The sequence below is a fragment of the uncultured Winogradskyella sp. genome (assembly GCF_947498005.1).
GTDB lineage: Bacteria > Bacteroidota > Bacteroidia > Flavobacteriales > Flavobacteriaceae > Winogradskyella.
On record NZ_CANMIW010000004.1, the window covers coordinates 331,253 to 347,236 of the forward strand.

Consider the following 15,984-nt stretch of genomic DNA (forward strand, 5'->3'; position numbering starts at 1 on the left):
GTTTAAAATACCAGAGAATTAAATGTCGAATGATTTTTTATTCATTTCATTTCCGTTTGCAACCGCTTATATTTGTATAAAGTTTAGCACTACATGAAGCATTTTAAAGAATCTCCAAAGAATACAAATACAGAGAAACCTAAAGTTACCTTAAAAACAGCCTTTAAAACAATTATTTGGCCAAGACGTAAATTGGTGTTGTTGGGCTTGGTGCTTATAATTATTCGCAGTTTAGCAGGTTTTGTTTTACCCTTAGAAAGTAAAGTTTTATTAGATGAGGTGGTGCCAAATAAAAATTACGATCAGCTACATATTCTAATAGGTATCGTAATAGCAGCAATTTTAGTTCAAGCTATTACGTCTTTTTTGTTAACAAAAGTATTAAGTATTCAAGCGCAATATTTAATAAGTGAATTGAGAGCACAAGTTCAAAAAAAGGTCTTGTCATTACCCATAAGCTTTTTTGATAACACAAAATCTGGTGCCTTAGTTTCTAGAATAATGACAGATGTAGAAGGTGTAAGAAACCTAATTGGTACTGGTTTAGTACAGTTGGTTGGTGGTTCATTTACAGCAATAATTACCTTAATTATATTATTACGAATGAATGTGTGGATGACGCTTTTTACATTTATTCCTTTGTCTGTTTTTGGAATTATTGCCTTAAAAGCCTTTAAATATATAAGACCAATTTTTAGAGCAAGAGGAAAAATTAATGCTGAGGTCAAAGGTCGTTTAAATGAAACTTTAGCTGGAGTTAGAGTTATAAAAGCGTTTAATGCCGAAGAACAAGAAAACAAAGTGTTTGAGAGAGGTGTAGAAAATATTTTTGAGAATGTGAAGAAGAGTATGACAGCAACGGCTATTATGACAAGTTCGTCCACGTTCTTAATTGGTTTAGCGACCACAGGCATCATGGGAATTGGTGGACACTACATGATTCAGGGAGAGATTACACCAGGAGACTTTTTACAATTTACATTTTTACTAGCCTTTATGGTTGCTCCAATTGTACAGATGAGTAATATTGGTAGTCAATTAACGGAAGCTTTGGCAGGTTTAGATCGTACCGAAGAATTAATGAGTTTAGCTACCGAAGATGAACAAAAAGACAGAATTATAGAATTAGAATCCATAAAAGGAAACATTAAATTTAATGATGTGTCATTTGCATATGAAGAAGGAAAAACTGTACTTCATAATATTAATTTTGAGGCACCATCTGGTTCTGTCATTGCTTTAGTAGGAAGTTCAGGGTCTGGTAAATCTACGATTGCAGGTTTGTCAGCAACATTTTTAAATCCAGAATCTGGCGTTATAACAATTGATGAAAAAGATCTGTCTAAGGTAAAATTGAGTAGTTTTAGACAACACTTAGGCGTGGTTTTACAAGATGAGTTTTTGTTTGAAGGTTCTATTAAGGAGAATATTATGTTTCCTAGACCAAACGCAACGGAAGCACAATTGCAACATGCCGTAAAAGCTGCTTATGTTAATGAGTTTACAGATAGATTTGATGATGGACTAGATACCTTAATAGGAGAACGTGGTGTGAAACTATCAGGAGGGCAACGTCAAAGAATTGCAATTGCAAGAGCTATATTAGCAGATCCAAAAATTATTATTTTAGATGAAGCAACTTCTAATTTAGATACAGAAAGTGAAAGCTTAATTCAAAAGAGTTTATCGGAGTTAACTAATAATAGAACAACAATTGTTATTGCCCATCGATTAAGTACTATTAAAAAAGCCGATCAAATTTTAGTCATTGAAGCAGGTAAAATTGCAGAACGCGGCACACACGATGAGTTGTTAAAGGCAGAAGGTCGTTATTATGATTTGTACACGTTTCAGGCAAAAATATAATTCTTAATTTTAATTAAATTCTATAATATGTTAACCGATTCATTAATCACACTTTTCAATAGAGACCTTAATAAGTTAATCGATGAGATTTCACTCTATAAAGATGAAACTAACCTTTGGATAACAGATGGCACTATTTCTAATTCAGCAGGTAGATTATGTATTCATTTATTAGGTAATTTAAATCATTTTATAGGAGCCGTCTTAGGGAAGTCAGGCTATGTAAGACAGCGTGATTTAGAGTTTTCATTGGTAAATGTGCCAGCATCAGAGCTGATTTTGCAAATTGAAGACACCTTAATTATAGTTGAAAATACGTTAAAAAAATTATCAGTAAACGAATTAGAATCAGAATATGAGCTACAAGTTTTTAAAGAGCCAATGACTACAGGTTATTTTTTAATTCACTTATCATCACATTTTGCATATCATTTAGGTCAGATTAATTACCACAGAAGATTATTGGATAAATAAATAATTCCTCTATGGTAACTATAAATTTATTTTAATTAAAACAGTCTTAAATCGATTATAAAGGAATATTACCATGTTTACGCTTAGGCTTAACTATTTCTTTGTTTTCTAACATGCTAAAGGCCTTTATCAATTTACGTCTTGTGTTTTGAGGTAAAATAACTTCATCTACAAAACCACGTTCTGCAGCGCTGTAAGGATTAGCAAAGAGTTCTGCATATTCAGCTTCTTTTTCTTTCCACTTAGCATCCTTGTTTTCAGCTTTAGAAATTTCACGCTTAAAGATGATTTCGGCAGCACCTTTAGCACCCATTACAGCAATTTCAGCATTTGGCCAAGCAAAATTCATATCTGCTCCAATGTGTTTAGAGTTCATTACATCGTAAGCCCCTCCATAAGCTTTTCTTGTGATTACGGTAATTCTTGGCACTGTAGCTTCACTAAATGCATATAATAATTTTGCACCATTAACAATAATACCATTCCACTCTTGGTCAGTGCCAGGCAAAAATCCAGGGACATCTTCTAAAACTAAAAGAGGAATATTAAAACAATCACAAAAACGAACAAATCGAGCCGCTTTTTTAGAACTATTGACATCTAAAACACCTGCTAAAAACATAGGTTGATTAGCAATTACACCAACACTTTTTCCACCCAATCGTGCAAAACCTACAATGATATTTTCGGCATAATTTTTATGGATTTCATAAAAAGAATTTTCATCAATAATACCTTCAATGACGTTATGCATGTCGTAAGGTTTATTTGGATTCTCAGGAACTATGGATGATAATACATCTCTAATTTCGTCTTTAAGTTCAAAAGGAATATCATCTGCTTTTTGTTTATTACTTTGTGGTAAATAGCTCAATAACATTTTAAGGTCTTCTAAACATTCTACATCATTAGATGATGTTTTATGTGCCACACCAGATTTTGAGGAATGCACACTGGCACCTCCTAATTCTTCACTAGTCACTTCTTCATTGGTTACTGTTTTTACAACATTTGGCCCAGTAACAAACATATAACTTGTGTCCTCTACCATTAGTGTAAAATCCGTCATGGCAGGTGAGTAAACGGCTCCACCAGCACAAGGACCCATTATGGCAGAAATCTGAGGAATAACACCAGAAGCTTGAACATTTCTGTAAAATATATCTGCATAACCACCTAATGAACGTACACCTTCTTGAATTCGTGCGCCTCCAGAATCGTTAAGTCCAATAATAGGAGCACCAACGTTAACAGCCATATCCATAATTTTACAGATTTTTTCGGCATGTGTTTCAGATAAAGAACCTCCAAAAACGGTAAAATCTTGTGCAAAAACATAAATTAATTTTCCATTGACTGTGCCATAACCAGTAACAACACCATCACCATAAAATTGTTGGTCAGCCATGCCAAAGTCTTTAGTTCTGTGTGTCACTAAAGCGCCTATTTCTTCAAAAGAGCCTTCATCTAAAAGATACATAACGCGCTCTCTTGCTGTTAACTTTTTCTTTTGATGTTGTTTGTCTATTCTGGCCTGTCCGCCTCCTAATTTGGCTAAGGCTAATTTATCGTTTAATGTTTTTATTTTGTTGTCCATACTTTGATTGTTCTCGCTAAGTCGCAAAAGGCGCAAAGCTGTATGTGTTATTTTTTTGTCAATCTTTTCCGAAGCTTCGGAAGTTTAAGGTTTTTTTTTAATTGTCTAAATTACATCTCGACTCCGCATGATATGACAGTTGTATCTAAATACTACGACTGAAAACTAACCTGGTATTCGCAATACTTTCTGCTCAGCCAAATAGTGCTTTAGTGCGATTTTTGCCGCAATTTCTGCTTCAAGTTGATGTTGCTCTTCTAAAAGGCTAGGTGAGTAGTATTTTTTAACAAAATGTGTATCAAAATTTCCACTTCTAAAAGCTTCATGTTCGCAAACAAAACGTCCAAAAGGTAATGTTGTTTCTACACCTTTTATATGGAAATTGTCAATGGCTTTTATCATTAACTCAATGGCTTCTTCTCTTGTTTTTCCATAGGTTATAAGTTTAGATAACATTGGATCATAATAAATTGGGATATCCATACCTTCTTCAAAACCATTATCTACTCTTATATTTTTACCTTCAGGTAATCTGTAAACTTCAAGATTACCGACACTTGGTAGAAAATCATTCATTGGATCTTCTGCATAAACTCTAAGTTCTAGCGCATGACCATTGATTTTTAAATCAGCTTGTTTAATGTTTAAATTTTCGCCTCTTGCCACTTTAATTTGAAGTTCTACTAAATCTACATTAGCAATCCATTCTGAAACAGGATGCTCAACTTGCAATCTTGTATTCATTTCTAAAAAGTAGAAGTTTAGATTTTCATCTAATAGGAACTCTACAGTACCAGCACCAATATAATCACAAGATCGCGCAACGTTAATCGCTGCTTGACCCATTTTTTCTCTTAATTCTGGTGTTAAAACAGCAGAAGGTGCTTCCTCAACCACTTTTTGGTGACGACGTTGTATAGAGCATTCGCGTTCAAATAAATGAATCACGTTGCCATGCATATCTGCCATAATCTGAATTTCGATATGTCTCGGAGAAGCCACGTACTTTTCGATAAACACAGATCCATCGCCAAAAGCATTCTTAGCTTCACTTATAGCTCTATCCATTTGTGATTCAAATTCAGCTTCGTTTTCTACAATACGCATACCTTTTCCACCACCACCAGCTGAAGCTTTAATAAGGATAGGAAAACCAATGTCTTTGGCAATTTTCTTTGCTTCTGGAATGTCAGTTATGGCTTCATCTGTGCCAGGAACCATAGGAATATAATAAGCCTTAACCGTTTCCTTAGCGGCTAATTTGCTTCCCATCACTTGTATGGCTTTAGAGCGTGGACCAATGAATATAATGTTATTGGCTTCGCACAACTCAGCAAACTCAGCATTTTCACTTAAAAATCCATAACCAGGATGAATTGCGTCTACTTGCAATGCTTTTGAAACTTCAATAATTTTTTCGCCTCGTAAATACGATTCGTTTGAAGGTGCAGGACCAATACAAACGGCCTGATCTGCAAATTTTACGTGTGGCGAATTTCTATCAGCTTCAGAAAAAACAGCAACTGTTTTGATGCCCATTTTCTTTGCTGTTTGCATAACACGAATTGCAATTTCGCCTCTATTTGCTACTAATATCTTTTTCATATTATTCAAATTCTATTAATAGTGAATTTTTATCGACTGTATTTCCTTCTTCTACCTTTATTGATTTAATAATACCATCGCGAGGTGAGTTAATTACATTTTCCATTTTCATAGCTTCAAGGATTAATAAAGGCTCATTTTCTTTTACTGCATCATTAACTTTTACGTTAATTTCTAAAATTAATCCAGGCATTGGTGCTTTAACATCATTAATCTTTTTAGCGGCTCCAATCTCAAAACCTAAAGCTTCTATTTGTTGGTCTAAAGCATCATGAATTGTAACATTGTAAGTATTGTTATTAACTTTTATATTATAGCTCTTCTTGTTGAAATCAGTATCTAATATTTCAGCTTTTATTGTGTAGCTATCTTGAAGAATATGGAAATTGTTCGCAGTAGTTTTAACCACATCTAGAGTTTCTAAGCTATCTTTTGATACGTCAAAAGATAGTTTAGAATTGACTTTTATCTTATACATAAAAATGATTTTATTGCGCGATTGTTAATTTAAAGCTTAATCGACTGCAAAATAAAAAAATATTAAGTGATATTTTACGAAATCTATAAAGATTTGAACTGAGAATCGTCCTGATGCTTTTTTATCGCTTTACGTGCTAAAACAATTCCAATAATTAAAGACACAAATGCACCTGTAGAAATCCCTGGAATAAAATTGATGAATAAGAAGAAGTCATAAGCACCATGAAAAAGAGTTGCCAATAAAAGACCAGTTAAATTTAAGACTAATCTGTTGTTAGAAAATTTTGCTTTTCCCATAAAATAGCCCATCAACACACCAAAAATAGCATGAGCAGGAACGGCAGTGAAAGCACGCATAATAGCTGTTTGGTATCCACCATCGATGACGTACATTATGTTTTCAGTGCAGGCAAAGCCCATAGAAACCATAACGGCATATATGATACCATCGTATGGTTCGTTAAAGGCTGCTTTTGGTTGTGTGTAGTATTTTACAATAACGTATTTGCTAAATTCTTCAGTTAAAGCAACGACTATAAATGCCTGAATAAATTGTTGCCAAATACTGAATTGATCCGTAACAGGAATTAAACGACCTGTGAAAAAGTATATTACAAAAACTAATAGAACACTAACTATGGCGCCAAATAAAAAATTAGCAATAAGTAACCCTCTCGGTTCTTTTTCATATTTGTCTTGAACATATATGTATAATATGACACTAAAAACTGGTGCAATGGCGAGTAAAAGTAAATTCATTATTAATTATTTTCTTTTATAGTTTTTAATATGAATTTGTAATAATCTGTATTACTAGTTACAAAATGCGAATTGGTTTCACTGTGTTTTAATAAGGATTTAAAGGCCTTGAAAGTAACCAATTTAACCGCTTCAACTTCCTCTTCTTGAATAGTAAGTTGATCTAAGTCTGTCTGTAATTTTGCAATAAAAACTTGATGAAATTCATTATCTTGAATTTTACCTTCTGCATAACTGGATTCATGCAGAAAAACACCAATATGTTTTAAATCTTTGGTTTCTAAATCTAATCCAATTTCTTCTTTAGTTTCGCGTACAGCCGCTTCAGTAAAAGATTCGCCAGCGTCAATATGTCCTGCAACAGATACGTCCCAAAGCAAAGGAAAAATGGCTTTCTTGTGAGACCGTTGTTGTAATAATATTTTTCCATTAGACGTATATAACCATAAGTGAATGGTGTTGTGATACAAACCATAGGCATGAGCTTCAGATTTTAAAGCTGTTTTACCAGTTGGTTTACCATGTTTGTCAACGATGTCTATAATTTCATCCATAGTTGTAAGAAGACCTCAAAGATTTCGGAAACCTTTGAGGTCTTTAAAATTATTAGCCTGCCAAAGCTAGCTTGGCTAGTTATTTGAAGTAACTAAATGTTTCTCCGTCTTCTATCTTTAATAATGTTTCGTATATTAATTTAATTACATTTTCTACATCATCTCTATGCACCATTTCTACAGTAGTATGCATATAGCGTAATGGTAAAGAAATTAATGCAGACGCAACACCTCCATTACTATAAGCAAAGGCGTCTGTATCAGTACCAGTTGCTCTAGATAAAGCAGCACGTTGAAAAGGTATTTTCTTCTCTTCTGCAGTCTCTGTTATTAAATCACGTAATTTTTGTTGCACAGCAGGTGCATATGCTACAACAGGACCTTTACCAATTTCGGCATAGCCTTGTACCTTTTGGTCTATCATTGGTGTTGTTGTATCATGAGTTACATCAGTAACAATAGCAACGTTTGGTTTAATGGTTTGTGTAATCATTTCGGCACCACGTAAACCAATTTCTTCTTGTACAGAATTAGTAATGTATAAACCAAATGGTAATTTCTTTTTGTTTTCTTTTAGTAAACGAGCGACTTCTGCAATCATAAACCCACCCATTCTATTATCTAAAGCACGACAAACAAATTTGTCTTTGTTTAAGATATGAAATTCATCTGGATACGTAATTACACAACCAACATGAACACCCATTTTTTCAACTTCGTCCTTGTCTTTTGCTCCAATATCAATACAAATATTATCTGGTTTTGGCGCTTGTTCTTTTGCTTTACTTCTGGTATGGATCGCTGGCCAACCAAAAACACCTTTAACAATACCGTTTTTAGTGTGGATATTTACAATTTTACTTGGCGCAATTTGGTGATCACTACCACCATTTCTAATTACGTACAATAATCCGTTGTCTGAAATATAATTAACATACCAAGAAATTTCATCTGCATGTCCTTCGATGACAACTTTGTATTTTGCTTTTGGATTAACAACTGCAACTGCAGAACCGTAGGTGTCCGTAATGAATTCATCTACATAAGGTTTAAGATAATCCATCCATATTTTTTGTCCTTCCCACTCATATCCTGTAGGTGACGCATTATTTAAATATTTCTCTAAAAAGTCCAAAGACTTTTTGTTCAATAATTGTTTTTTAGCCATTAGTTTTAATTTTCCTTAAAAATAATAATATTAATACGAATTTAGGGTTATAGACTATAAATATTACTAATTTTGAATATGTATAAAACTAGTATTTTGGTATGGTTTTAGCTTTAAAGAAATTAATGAAGAATTTTATTTACATAGCGATGTTTTTTTCTGCCGTATTATCTGCGCAAGAAACACCTGTGGAGCAAGAGCAAGATTCTACAGAAGTTCAATACATGATTATTGAAGGAGATTCTATACCGGTTACTGCTGTTGAGTTAAACGAAGTTTTGGTGCTGCCCAACTTAAAATTCGATAATAAAGCTGCTAGAATTAGATACATCATTTTAAGACGAAAAACACTCAAAGTTTATCCGTACGCTAAGTTGGCGGCTGAGCGTTTAGAAGCATTACAAGAGCGCTTAGACCAACTTGAACGTAAAAGAGATAAGAAGAAATATGCCAAAGTAATACAGAAGTATATTGAAGATGAATTCTCAGCAGAATTAAAGAAGTTAACTAAAACAGAAGGTCAGATTTTAGTAAAACTAATTCATAGACAAACAGGTAAAACTACGTTTGAATTAATAAAGGAATTACGAAGTGGTTGGCGTGCCTTTTGGTTTAATAGTACAGCGAGTTTATTTGATATTTCTTTAAAAAAAGAGTTCAGTCCTATAAATGAAGAAGAAGATTATTTAATAGAAGATATTCTGCAACGTGCATTTCAAAACGAAAGATTAAAACGACAAGAACCTGCATTTGATATAGATTTTTATGCTTGTGTATCCAAATGGTCCAAAGGGAAAAAAGTGAAGCGTATAAAATATAACGTTGAAGATGCGAAGCCAAACTAAACGAGAAGAACAATTAAACACTTGGACGCATGGTTTAGGCGCATTACTAGGTTTAGTTGCTTTAATTCTTTTAATCTTAAAAACCGATAACACACAATCATGGCACCTCTTTAGTGTTATTGTATATGGTTTATCTATTATCATTTTATTTTTAGCATCAACGTTCTACCATGCTGTAGAAGACGAAAAGAAGAAACACTATTTTAGAATAGTAGATCACGTTAGTATCTATTTACTTATTGCAGGTACTTATACACCAGTTTTGCTTATTTCTTTGACTGATAGTTTGGGTTGGACGCTCTTTTGGACTGTCTGGGGAATTGCTCTTTTTGGTGTGATTTTAAAACTGTTTTTTACAGGACGATTTGAACTCTTTTCTACCTTACTCTATTTGGTAATGGGTTGGTTAATTGTTTTTGATTTTTCTAACGTTTCAGAATCCCTTGGTTCTGAAGGTGTTTTATGGTTGTTTGCTGGTGGTTTATTTTATACTGTAGGAATTATTTTTTATGCCATTCAAAAAATTCCTTACAATCACGTTATATGGCATTTATTTGTTCTGGCTGGTGCCATTTGTCACTTTATGATGATTTATTTATTTGTAATCTAAGTTGAATTATTGATTGATTTGGTTAAGAATTGTATCAATTTTATCGTGCACATTTCTTAACTCACTATCATAGGCATCAGAATCATAAAGGATCCGTTTTTTAAATAATTCAAAAGCTTCAAGTCTTAATTTAGAATAGGTCATTAATTTATCGTTTCGCTCAATTAATTCTGGAGGTAAACCTTCAATGGTATTAGTTTTATTAATAATTTCGATATTTTCCTTCCATTTTGGTATGCTAACCTCGTTGAGTTCTGTGATAAGAGCAGAATTATCTTTTTTATCTATGTAGTCATAGAATTGCAAAGAGGCTTCTTCATTTTTTGAAAATTGCTCAAATTCAGTTTCATAAGTATCGTACACTTTGTCTGGTAGCGCAAAAAGGATAGCAAATGTTATAGAAGTAATTAATATTAATGCAAGAAACCCTATTCCTACGGCTCGCCAACTAGAATAGAATTCGTTGTTTTTTTCTAAATGATTATTTAAAATGTTACCATGAATTTTCTCTACGATTAAATAAATGATTCCTGTGTAAACTGCAGGAATAATCATTCTAGGGATTTTATCTACTATATATTCTGGCAAAGTAAACATGCTTCCAAAAATGATAATGGTAACTATTATAGACAGGATTAACGTTTTGTTTCCTTTTTCAGGTTCATTTAAAGCTTTATAGTTTTGATTTATAAGATAACCAGCAGCCAAAGGGCTACCAATGAAACTTGCAATTCCGATTGATCTTTGAGAGTATAATTTTAAATGTTCAGTAGGATTATTATTGTCGCTCATTTTTAGGGTTTATGCGTTTTGAATTTTAAAATTTTGTATGCCAATCCAATTGGAGATACGATAGCAATCAAAACTATATTTTAGTAAATTAAACTATAAAAAGTGAATTATAAAAGACGAAACCTTCAAATTAATAATAATTCCTAAAGTAAATTTGTAATGTAAACTAGGTATTTTATTTTAAATTAAAAATTAGTAATTAAATCATCATAGGTTACCAATTTAGAAGTTTCTTCTACATTACCAAGATAATTTTTACCTCTCAGCTTTTCTACTGTATGCGCTTTAAGCTTGTCGCTAGGAAAAGATGGAATTGGGTTTTTGAAGAAAGCTTCGCTAGATTCATTTTGGTGAAAAGTAAGCCATTTATCTTCTATATCATCTGTTAAAATTAAAGGCATACGAGGTTCTTTAATTTTCGGATTATTATGAATTTTAGATAGTATTGTATTCCCTTTGGTAGTCACAATTGTGAAAGAATTAAATTTTCCGCCAGTGTCAGGATCTGTCCATTCGCTCCACAAACCAGCTAGTGCCATAGGCTTTTTGTCTGAGCGTTGTATATAAAAAGGATATAGTTTGTTGTCATAATGATGATGCTCGTAAAAACCATCAATATAAATAATGCATCGTTTATCTTTTAGAGAGTCTTTAAACGAAGGTTTGTCATAAATAGTTTCAATACGAGCATTAAGTGTGCTATTCCAAATTTTTTGCTGCTGTTGTTTGTCTTTTATCCAATGTGGAACTAAACCCCAAGTTGCAACAATAGGAAATTCTGGTGCGTCATTAGTATAAATTAATAGTTCTGGATGCGAAAAGCCAGAAGCATGAAAAATGGGTAAATCTGTAAACGGAATTAAATATTCAAGTATTTCTGTAACAGCCGATAAGTCGCCTTTTCTTTGAGCTCTTTTTAGCTGTGTTTCTGTACTTGCCTTAATATCATAACACATTATATAATCTTTTAAATCGAAACGATGAGGAAAAATCGATAGCCTCATTTATTTAATGTAAAGCTAAGATTAAAATTCTTTTGTTTTCAAGAGGTCTCAATATTTAAATGGTTTCTAAGCTTATTATATTATTTCTCTGAGTATGTTAATTGCATTTTTAATCATAAAATGCTTTAATTTTACATTTAAAATTCTTCTATCAAAGATTTGACTACATACGATTATATAATTTTAGGAGCAGGTGCATCTGGTTTATTATTAGCATACAGAATGGCTAATGATTCTTTTTTTGATGACAAATCAATTTTAATTATTGATAAAATTAAGGATAAGGGGAATGATAGAACGTGGTGCTATTGGGAGGAAGGTGTTGGCGAATGGGACACTATGTTGACTAAAGAATGGTCTAATGTTTTTTTTGGAAGTGATTCATTCTCTAAAAAAATAACAATTGCTCCATACCGCTACAAAATGATAAGAAGTAAGGATTTTTACGATGAACTTTGGAAAACCCTTTATAAAAAACCGAATATTACATTTATTGAGGAAAACGTCGATAGTTTTTTAGAACTAGAAACTGGAGTACAAGTTATAACTGATAAAGTTAATTATTTAGGATCAAAACTGTTTAATAGTATACCTAATCCGGAAGTATATGCGTCTCAAGAAACGTATCCTTTAATTCATCAGCATTTTGTAGGATGGTTTGTAGAGCTAAAAGAGGATTTTTTTGATGACTCTACAGCGACATTTATGGATTTTTCAGTGCCACAAAAAGATAATACACGTTTTATGTATGTCCTGCCAATAAATAATAAACAGGCATTATTTGAGTATACGTTGTTTTCGGGCGAGTTGTTGCGATTGTCTGAATACGAAGATGGTATTAAAAACTATTTAAATAAAAAAGGAATATTTGAATATAAAATAATAGAAAAAGAAAAAGGTAATATACCAATGACGTCTTTTAAGTTTTCTGACTTAAATTCTAAGAACATCCTTAATATTGGTACAGCTGGTGGATGGACTAAAGCAAGTACAGGTTATACGTTTAGTAATACCGCTAAAAAGACGAAGCAAGTCGTTTCTTTTTTGAAACAAGATAATGACTTATCTAAGTTTCATAAGAAAACTAAATTCTGGTTTTACGATTTAATATTTCTCGATGTTTTAGCCAACAATAATGATGAAGGCGCTTCAATGTTTTCGTCTATGTTTATGAAAGCACATATTAAAACAATTTTTAAATTTTTGGATGAAGAATCAACATTGATTCAAGATTTAAAAATAATACTGTCAGTGCCACCCAAACGTTTTATTCAAGCGTTTTTTAAAAGACTGTTTTAAAGGTTATTTTGCTGTGTAAACCTGACCACGATGTGGTTTTAGAGCATCTCTAATGGGTTTCATCTCAGACTCAGCAACGACCATAAAAGCTAAAGTATGCATGTCACTGATGGTTTCAGTTTCAATAATAGTAATATCTAGCTCGTTTAAAGCTACATATTCTTTTAAGTGAATAACATGGTGCTCTGCAGTTTTATTGGCTACAGGTCCTCTAAAATCCCAAATCAATTTTAATTGTCGCATGGAGTTAATTTAAATTAGGCGGACTGTAGAATAGAAATTCCGTTTTCAACAAAATTTTTAAAATTTTTTAAATACGTTTCGGTTTGTTTTTTAAAAGCACCTGGCATAAAAAATAACATAGCACTCATTCTAAAACTAGTAGGTTGGTACTCGTTTTTTGAAGTCCATTTAGTGTAATTATCTTCTGTAGTATTAAAATAATTTTCTTGTATGTTTCGCACACCTTCTGTAGTATACGAGGCATGATATTCATTTGGAAAATTTTGCTTGGTTACGGTTTCAATGACTACTAGCTGGCGTTTACCAAAAGAAAAATTCAATTTCATTTTAGCGCCAAGTTCACTAGGAATACCAGAGATATGTTCTGTACTTACTAAACCGTCTTGCCAATGTTTAAGGTTGTCAATGGAATCGAGCTTATTTATAACTTCTGAAATTGGCTTCTTTATTAAAATTTCAGTGGTGTATTGCATTACGAGGGATTTTAACCAAATGTAAAAAAACAAAGAGCAATTATTTTGATAAATCGACGTTCTTAATGTTTTATTTGTTAAAATCAACGTTAAACTATAAGAGTTGTTAAACTAGTATGATTTTTACTACGTATCTAGCAATTATAGTTCAACATTGCGTTTTATTCATCTTGCTAAATTAGCTATTTATGTTATTTTTGCTCAGTTTGAAAAAAACAATAGTGTTCTACATTAAATTCAGATTAAAAATAGATGGCATGAAGTCGATAAAATTAAAATGTTTACTTGTATTCATATTTGCGCTTAACGTAACTTTTGCTCAAGACAAAGACGACGTATTAATTAACGTTGGTGGTAATCCTGTGATGGCATCAGAGTTTTTACGTGTATATAACAAAAATCTCGATTTAGTAAAGGATGAAAGTCAAAAAGATATTGATGGATATTTAAAATTATTTACTGAATATCAATTAAAATTAAATGAGGCTAAGCGTCTTAAATTAAATGAAGACAAAAAATACCAACGTGAGTTTTCTAGATATAAAAAGCAACTGATTAAAAACTATATTTCAGAAAATAAAGTTACTGATGAGTTAGTGAAAGAAGCTTATGACCGTAGTAATATTGATATTAAAGCGGCTCATATTCTAGTAAGATTAGACGCTACTGCAAAGGACACTATCGCTGCATACAACCAAGTATTAGATTTAAGAAAACGCGCGTTGAGTGAAGGGTTTGACAATGTGAAAACGAAAATGCACAATGGCGAAACTATTTTTATTGAGGACTTAGGATATTTTTCCGCCTTTAAAATGGTGTATGATTTTGAAACCGCTGCGTTTAATACACCAGTTGGCGAAATCTCAATGCCATTTAGAACACAATTTGGCTACCACGTGGTTAAAGTTATGGATAATAGACTATCTAGAGGAACTGTGACAGCAGCTCATATAATGATTAAGTCTGAGCAAAAAGATAGCTTACTAAATCCTGAAGAACGTATTAATACCATTTATAAAAAATTAAATCAAGGTGAAAGTTTCGAAGCTTTAGCAAAGCAATTCTCTGAAGATAAGAGTTCAGCAAAAAATGGAGGAAAAATCACTCCATTTAAAAGTGGTCAATTGAGTTCTATTAAATTTGAAGATGAAGCATTTGGATTAATGAATGATGGAGACATTAGTAAACCGTTTAAAACGGATTATGGTTGGCACATTGTAAAACGTTTAGAATTAAAACCAATTCCTCCATTTGAAGACGTAAAGGCATCTTTTGTGCAACGCGTTAAAAGAGACTCTAGATCTAAGCTTATAAATGAAGCCATGGTTGCTAAACTTAAGAGAAAGTATAAAATCAATTATAATGCAGACGCGAAATCTTATTTTGTAAAAGCATTGACGGATGACTATTATAATAGAGCTTGGGATTTGCCAACAGACCTTAAAGAAGATGAACCTGTTTTTACAATAAATAACAGAGCGTTTACGTATTTAGCTTTTGGAAATCATTTAAAGAATGCACAACGTTTATACGCTAATAATAAACTGCCATTAGCTGCTATTGTTGATAAGGAATTTGAGAATTTCTTTGAATCTTCAATTTTTAAATACAGAGAAGAGAATTTAGAAACAGAAAATCCGGAGTATGCTAATATATTAAAAGAGTATAGAGACGGACTTTTGTTGTTTGACCTTATGGAAAAAGAAATTTGGAATAAGGCGTCTAAAGATACTTTAGGTTTAGATAATTTCTATGAAAACAATAAAGCTAATTACACTTGGAATGATAGAGTAGATGTTTTGATTGCAACAACATCAGACGAATCTAAATTGAAAAAACTAAGGAAATTAATGAAAAAAGGAAAGTCTGAAACTGAGATTTCCGAAGCTTTAAATTCTGAAGATAAACTCAATGTGATTTTTACAAAAGGGATTTATAATTTAGATAATCCTGTATTGCCATCAGATTTTGTAGCAGAACAAGGTGTTTCTGATGTTTACAATAATCATAACGAGGCATTTCATATTATTAATGTGAAAGAAGTTCTTCCTGCAAGAATTAAAACTTTAGAAGAAGCCAAAGGAAATGTAATCAATGACTACCAAACCGAAATAGAAAATAACTGGATTAAGGATTTATATAAGCGATACAAAGTAGAAGTTAATGAAGAGGTGCTTAATTCTATTAAATCTAAAATTGGCAACTAAACCTATTT

General features: G+C 32.3%; 16 protein-coding genes. 6 read left to right on the top strand and 10 right to left on the bottom strand.

All coding sequences use genetic code 11. The features are described from left to right. Positions 1-93 precede the first annotated feature (93 nt). Both Q0891_RS09705 and Q0891_RS09710 read left to right on the top strand, forming a co-directional pair. Positions 94-1,866 carry an ABC transporter ATP-binding protein gene (locus Q0891_RS09705; RefSeq protein ID WP_299101123.1) on the top strand — a complete coding sequence of 591 codons (1,773 nt, stop codon included), beginning with the start codon at positions 94-96 and terminating at the stop codon, positions 1,864-1,866. 27 nt (positions 1,867-1,893) lie between these two features. Continuing rightward, positions 1,894-2,340, top strand: coding sequence for a DUF1572 family protein (locus Q0891_RS09710; protein ID WP_299101125.1), 447 nt, complete (start codon positions 1,894-1,896; stop codon positions 2,338-2,340). A gap of 55 nt (positions 2,341-2,395) precedes the next feature. On the opposite strand, the gene Q0891_RS09715 is transcribed toward Q0891_RS09710, so the two are convergent. The 6 genes from Q0891_RS09715 to Q0891_RS09740 all read right to left on the bottom strand — a co-directional run bounded on the left by Q0891_RS09715 (position 2,396) and on the right by Q0891_RS09740 (position 8,503). After that, complete coding sequence (locus Q0891_RS09715; RefSeq protein ID WP_299101127.1) at positions 2,396-3,937, bottom strand: acyl-CoA carboxylase subunit beta; 1,542 nt, start codon at positions 3,935-3,937, stop codon at positions 2,396-2,398. Between the two features lie 165 nt (positions 3,938-4,102). After that, on the bottom strand, positions 4,103-5,542 hold the full coding sequence (accC, locus tag Q0891_RS09720) for an acetyl-CoA carboxylase biotin carboxylase subunit (RefSeq protein ID WP_299101129.1): 1,440 nt from the start codon (positions 5,540-5,542) through the stop codon (positions 4,103-4,105). Between the two features lies 1 nt (position 5,543). Further along, on the bottom strand, positions 5,544-6,020 hold the full coding sequence (locus Q0891_RS09725) for an acetyl-CoA carboxylase biotin carboxyl carrier protein subunit (RefSeq protein ID WP_299101131.1): 477 nt from the start codon (positions 6,018-6,020) through the stop codon (positions 5,544-5,546). An 83-nt stretch (positions 6,021-6,103) separates the two neighbouring features. Further along, positions 6,104-6,781, bottom strand: coding sequence for a PrsW family glutamic-type intramembrane protease (locus Q0891_RS09730; RefSeq protein ID WP_299101133.1), 678 nt, complete (start codon positions 6,779-6,781; stop codon positions 6,104-6,106). A gap of 2 nt (positions 6,782-6,783) precedes the next feature. Further along, on the bottom strand, positions 6,784-7,335 hold the full coding sequence (locus Q0891_RS09735) for an NUDIX domain-containing protein (protein WP_299101135.1): 552 nt from the start codon (positions 7,333-7,335) through the stop codon (positions 6,784-6,786). A 79-nt stretch (positions 7,336-7,414) separates the two neighbouring features. Continuing rightward, complete coding sequence (locus Q0891_RS09740; RefSeq protein ID WP_299101137.1) at positions 7,415-8,503, bottom strand: M42 family metallopeptidase; 1,089 nt, start codon at positions 8,501-8,503, stop codon at positions 7,415-7,417. A gap of 125 nt (positions 8,504-8,628) precedes the next feature. Between Q0891_RS09740 and Q0891_RS09745 the strand changes: the two genes are divergently transcribed. Beyond that, positions 8,629-9,348 (top strand): DUF4294 domain-containing protein, encoded by a 720-nt coding sequence (locus Q0891_RS09745; RefSeq protein WP_299101139.1) that lies wholly within the window; start codon positions 8,629-8,631, stop codon positions 9,346-9,348. Next, on the top strand, positions 9,332-9,958 hold the full coding sequence (locus tag Q0891_RS09750) for a hemolysin III family protein (protein WP_299101141.1): 627 nt from the start codon (positions 9,332-9,334) through the stop codon (positions 9,956-9,958). Before Q0891_RS09745 ends, Q0891_RS09750 begins: the two co-directional genes overlap by 17 nt. A 6-nt stretch (positions 9,959-9,964) precedes the next feature. On the opposite strand, the gene Q0891_RS09755 is transcribed toward Q0891_RS09750, so the two are convergent. Both Q0891_RS09755 and Q0891_RS09760 read right to left on the bottom strand, forming a co-directional pair. Beyond that, entirely contained in the window at positions 9,965-10,750 is a 786-nt protein-coding gene (locus tag Q0891_RS09755; protein ID WP_299101143.1) for a hypothetical protein, read from the bottom strand. A 185-nt stretch (positions 10,751-10,935) separates the two neighbouring features. After that, entirely contained in the window at positions 10,936-11,754 is an 819-nt protein-coding gene (locus Q0891_RS09760; RefSeq protein ID WP_299101145.1) for an SOS response-associated peptidase, read from the bottom strand. Positions 11,755-11,913: 159 nt separating this feature from the next. On the opposite strand from Q0891_RS09760, the gene Q0891_RS09765 reads away from it, so the two are divergent. After that, a complete protein-coding gene (locus tag Q0891_RS09765) occupies positions 11,914-13,053 on the top strand; it encodes a lycopene cyclase family protein (RefSeq protein ID WP_299101147.1) in 1,140 nt (379 codons plus the stop codon). 3 nt (positions 13,054-13,056) lie between these two features. Here the strand turns inward: Q0891_RS09765 and Q0891_RS09770 are convergent, their stop codons facing one another. Further along, positions 13,057-13,296, bottom strand: coding sequence for a hypothetical protein (locus Q0891_RS09770; protein ID WP_299101149.1), 240 nt, complete (start codon positions 13,294-13,296; stop codon positions 13,057-13,059). Between the two features lie 14 nt (positions 13,297-13,310). Continuing rightward, a complete protein-coding gene (locus Q0891_RS09775; protein ID WP_299101151.1) occupies positions 13,311-13,769 on the bottom strand; it encodes an SRPBCC family protein in 459 nt (152 codons plus the stop codon). A gap of 257 nt (positions 13,770-14,026) precedes the next feature. Here Q0891_RS09775 and Q0891_RS09780 point away from each other — a divergent pair, with 257 nt between their 5' ends. Continuing rightward, positions 14,027-15,976 carry a peptidylprolyl isomerase gene (locus Q0891_RS09780; RefSeq protein WP_299101153.1) on the top strand — a complete coding sequence of 650 codons (1,950 nt, stop codon included), beginning with the start codon at positions 14,027-14,029 and terminating at the stop codon, positions 15,974-15,976. Positions 15,977-15,984 lie beyond the last annotated feature (8 nt).

What these genes read in the sequence shown, in the direction of transcription:
- Q0891_RS09705 (WP_299101123.1), top strand. Translation starts at nt 94, where the DNA reads ATGAAGCATTTTAAAGAATCTCCAAAGAATACAAATACAGAGAAACCT.
- Q0891_RS09710 (WP_299101125.1), top strand. Translation starts at nt 1,894, where the DNA reads ATGTTAACCGATTCATTAATCACACTTTTCAATAGAGACCTTAATAAG.
- Q0891_RS09715 (WP_299101127.1), bottom strand. Translation starts at nt 3,937, where the DNA reads ATGGACAACAAAATAAAAACATTAAACGATAAATTAGCCTTAGCCAAA.
- accC (WP_299101129.1), bottom strand. Translation starts at nt 5,542, where the DNA reads ATGAAAAAGATATTAGTAGCAAATAGAGGCGAAATTGCAATTCGTGTT.
- Q0891_RS09725 (WP_299101131.1), bottom strand. Translation starts at nt 6,020, where the DNA reads ATGTATAAGATAAAAGTCAATTCTAAACTATCTTTTGACGTATCAAAA.
- Q0891_RS09730 (WP_299101133.1), bottom strand. Translation starts at nt 6,781, where the DNA reads ATGAATTTACTTTTACTCGCCATTGCACCAGTTTTTAGTGTCATATTA.
- Q0891_RS09735 (WP_299101135.1), bottom strand. Translation starts at nt 7,335, where the DNA reads ATGGATGAAATTATAGACATCGTTGACAAACATGGTAAACCAACTGGT.
- Q0891_RS09740 (WP_299101137.1), bottom strand. Translation starts at nt 8,503, where the DNA reads ATGGCTAAAAAACAATTATTGAACAAAAAGTCTTTGGACTTTTTAGAG.
- Q0891_RS09745 (WP_299101139.1), top strand. Translation starts at nt 8,629, where the DNA reads ATGAAGAATTTTATTTACATAGCGATGTTTTTTTCTGCCGTATTATCT.
- Q0891_RS09750 (WP_299101141.1), top strand. Translation starts at nt 9,332, where the DNA reads ATGCGAAGCCAAACTAAACGAGAAGAACAATTAAACACTTGGACGCAT.
- Q0891_RS09755 (WP_299101143.1), bottom strand. Translation starts at nt 10,750, where the DNA reads ATGAGCGACAATAATAATCCTACTGAACATTTAAAATTATACTCTCAA.
- Q0891_RS09760 (WP_299101145.1), bottom strand. Translation starts at nt 11,754, where the DNA reads ATGAGGCTATCGATTTTTCCTCATCGTTTCGATTTAAAAGATTATATA.
- Q0891_RS09770 (WP_299101149.1), bottom strand. Translation starts at nt 13,296, where the DNA reads ATGCGACAATTAAAATTGATTTGGGATTTTAGAGGACCTGTAGCCAAT.
- Q0891_RS09775 (WP_299101151.1), bottom strand. Translation starts at nt 13,769, where the DNA reads ATGCAATACACCACTGAAATTTTAATAAAGAAGCCAATTTCAGAAGTT.
- Q0891_RS09780 (WP_299101153.1), top strand. Translation starts at nt 14,027, where the DNA reads ATGAAGTCGATAAAATTAAAATGTTTACTTGTATTCATATTTGCGCTT.